The organism is Nocardia sp. NPDC060220, from assembly GCF_042727815.1.
Classification (GTDB): Bacteria; Actinomycetota; Actinomycetes; order Mycobacteriales; family Mycobacteriaceae; genus Nocardia.
The window spans coordinates 1-3392 of sequence record NZ_JBHWZY010000765.1; the positions used below are offsets into that span (position 1 = coordinate 1).

4 protein-coding genes are annotated in these 3392 nt (G+C 68.4%); all 4 read right to left on the reverse strand.

Annotated elements, in window-relative coordinates:
- Window positions 1-1060, reverse strand: a 1060-nt coding sequence (ligD, locus tag ACFWF3_RS29205) for a non-homologous end-joining DNA ligase (RefSeq protein WP_379316789.1), incomplete at its 3' end; no start/stop codon positions are given.
- A 48-nt stretch (window positions 1061-1108) separates the two neighbouring features.
- Entirely contained in the window at window positions 1109-1354 is a 246-nt protein-coding gene (locus ACFWF3_RS29210; RefSeq protein ID WP_301904870.1) for an antitoxin, read from the reverse strand.
- A gap of 27 nt (window positions 1355-1381) precedes the next feature.
- On the reverse strand, window positions 1382-2515 hold the full coding sequence (locus tag ACFWF3_RS29215; protein ID WP_379316791.1) for an MBL fold metallo-hydrolase: 1134 nt from the start codon (window positions 2513-2515) through the stop codon (window positions 1382-1384).
- On the reverse strand, window positions 2515-3243 hold the full coding sequence (locus tag ACFWF3_RS29220; protein WP_379316793.1) for an enoyl-CoA hydratase: 729 nt from the start codon (window positions 3241-3243) through the stop codon (window positions 2515-2517). The genes ACFWF3_RS29215 and ACFWF3_RS29220 overlap by 1 nt, the downstream gene beginning before the upstream one ends.
- Window positions 3244-3392 lie beyond the last annotated feature (149 nt).

A 3392-nucleotide genomic window follows, 5' to 3' on the forward strand; every position in this document is an offset into this window, starting at 1 on the left:
GCACGTCCCAGTGCAGGCGGCGGGCGTGATGTTCCTGGATGACGAAGCGATTGCCGGGTCCGGGCTCGGGGGTCGCCTCTGGGACGGGCTCGGGAGTCCGCTGCGCGTCGCGCATGCTGCGGTATTTGGTGAGGGAATCGTGGCGGGCAGTAGGCCGGCCGGCCTCGGGGTCGGCGGGAAGCGGCGGATCGAGTTCGGCCAGCAGGTCGCCGTCGGCCTTCCAGCGGGCAAGCACCTCGTCGAAACGTAACTGACGCAGCGTGTCCGAGTCCTCGATCTCGGCCCAGGTGCGCGGGGCGGCGGCATTCGGCTCGGCGCGACCGCGCAGCGAATAGGGGGCGATGGTGGTCTTGGCGGCGTTGTTCTGACTCCAGTCCAGGAACACCTTGCCCTTGCGGGCCGCCTTCGCCATGGTCGCCGTCACCAGATCCGGGTGCAGCGCTTCGAGATTGGTGGCCACCTGCTTGGCGACAGTGGACGCGCCACCCGAACTCAGCGGCCGATCCAGCGGCACATAGACGTGAATCCCCTTGCTACCACTGGTGACCGGGAATGCCCGCATGCCGATGTCGGCGACCATGTCGCGCACCGCGAGCGCCACTAGCGCGCAGTCCGCCAGACTCGCGCCGGAGCCGGGGTCGAGATCGAACACGATCCTGGTGGCCGGGCCGCGCTCGTCCGCGTCGAAACGCCATTGCGGCACATGGATTTCCAGTGCCGCCTGCTGCGCGAGCCAGGCCATCCCGGCCTCGGAATCGATCAGCGGGTACACCACCCGGCGGCTGGAATGCTCGATCGCGGACCGGTGGATCCACGCGGGCGCGTGCTCGGGCAGGTTCTTCTCGAAGAAATCGGCATGGTCGACCCCGTTCGGCCACCGTTTCCTGGTGACCGGACGGCCGGCGAGATGGGGTAGTGCCGCCTCGGTGATCGCCGAATAGTAGGCGATCACTTCGCCTTTCGTCGTACCGGTCTCCGGGTACAGCACCTTGTCGAGGTTGCTGAGCTCAACCTCGATGTCCGGTTCACCCGGCGCGCCCCGAAATTCCCGGCGGACCATCGACGCGATCGGACGGCGGGGACCTTCTACCGGTCCCCGCGCACCGAATCAGGCCTTGGGTCCCGGATCTGTCGGAGCGGGGCCGCCGGGGGCAGTGCCGGGGCCTGCCTGCGGGGGCACGACCTTCTTGGCCGCGTCCTTGCCCTTCTCGATCTTGTCGCTGTACTTGCCCTTGGTCTTGTCATCGATGAAGGTGCCGGCCTTGTCGACCGCCTCATTGATCTTGTCCGCGTTCTGTTCGACCGCAACCTTGCCCTTACCGAGCAAGCCCTTCAAGGTATCCACGAGACTCATCTGCCGATGTTCCTTTCGCGAGGAGGGTCATTCCACATCTTCCCACCACGAATCCCGTGGTGGGAGGTCATTCGGAACCACCCTCTGGCCCGGCTTGGGCACTACCACCGGAGTACCCGCATCCGCGGCCGCCGACACCAGGCGCCGGACGGGTTCGGACCAGCCGTGGAAGGCCAGGTTGAACGTTGCCCAGTGGATCGGGACCAGCAGGCCGTAACCTGCGTCGCCGAGGCACAGGTCGGCGTGGGCACGCACCGCCTCTTCGGGATTCATGTGCACATCGGTCCAGCGCTCGTCGTACGCGCCGATGGGCAGCAGCGTGAGATCGAAGGGACCGAGCACCGCGCCGGCCTGGGAAAACGCCTTGGTGTAGCCGGTGTCGCCGCCGAAGTAGACCCGCTTGGTCGGGCCGGACAGCGCCCACGACGCCCACAGCGTGGTGTTGCGGACGAGCCCGCGGCCGGAGAAGTGCCTGGCCTCGGCGCAGGTGATGGTGAGGCCGCGGTCGTCGGCATCGCGACCGAGCGAGACCGAACCACCCCAGTCGAGCTCGATGATCCGGTATTCGGGCACGCCCCACTGCCGCAGGTGCGCGCCGATGCCGGTGGGCACGACGAACGGCGCGAGCTGGGTGCGGACGAGTTCGTCGACGGTGGCCTTGTCGAGGTGGTCGTAGTGATCGTGGGAGATGATCACGGCGTCGACCTGCGGCACCTGCGCCAGCTCGCCGGGGACAGGATGCAGGCGGGCGGGGCCGACCACCGGGGACGGGGAAACCCGTTCACTCCACACCGGGTCGGCCAGCACTCGGTAACCATCGAGTTCCACCAGGGCGCTGGCGTGCCCGTACCAGGTCACCGCGAGCTCGGCGGCCTGCTCGGGAACCGCGGGGGTGACCAGCGGGACGGGATTGGCAGGGCGGCCGATACGTCCCTTGGTGAGTCCCGACCAGATCAGCGACGGCGCGGCACCGGCGGCGAGCATCGAGCTCGGCTCGGTGTTGTGGAAACGGCCGTCGCGATAGGAGGACTTGCCGATCGCGGTCGGCGCGATCGCCGACGGGCCCGCGCCGATCGAGGTGGGCAGGCCCCACACCGCGCGGGCCATCCAGGCGAGACCGAAGGTACTCGCCAGCGAACCTGCCAGACGTGTGATCCGCATCAGCGCCCCACGAACTTCGCCGGGCGCTTCTCCTGCCGGGCCAGGCGGCCCTCTTTCGCGTCGTCGCTGCTCCACGCGGCTGCCAGCGCGGCTTCCTGCTGCGCGCTCGCCGGATCGCCGGTGCCGTCGTCGTTGAGCATCAGTTTCATGGCCTGCAGCGACAGCGGCGCCAGCGCGGCGATGGACTTGGCCCAGTCCTTGGCGTCGGCGAGCGTGCCGAGCTTGTTGGCGAAGCCGTAGGCGTAAGCGTCTGCGGCGGAGACGGATTCGGCGCCGAGCAGGATCGTTCGGGCCGGGCCGCCACCGATCAGGGCCGCCAGCCGCGACACCGTCCAGCGATCGACCGAGATGCCGAGCTTGGCCGCGGGCACCGCGATGTAGGCGTCGGGCTCGATCACCCGCAGATCCGAGGCCAGCGCCAGCTGCACGCCCGCACCGAGCGCACCACCGTTGATCGCCGAGATCACCGGAACCGGCACGGATTCGATCGTGTGCAGCATGTCGAGCAGACCGCTCAGGAACGACTCGGAGTACACCCCCGACAGATCGGCGCCCGCGCTGAAGATCGGCCCGCGGCCGGTGAGCACGATGACACGCGCACCCTGCGCCACCGCGTCGAGCATCGCGGCGCGCAGTTGCCCGACCAGGTCCTCGTTGAGCGCGTTGCGCCGTTCCTCGCGCTGCAATTCGATGGTGATCACGTCACCATCGCGGGTCACGCCGAGCATGCATCCTCCCCAGAATCTCCCAGATTTCGTGGATGTTCACACTCTGCCACAGCCCGCCGACAACGCCCGGCAAGGCGATAGCATCGACGGCTGTGGCGAAGACGGATTTCGGCATCCTGGTGATCGGCGCGGGTCAGGCAGGGCTTTCC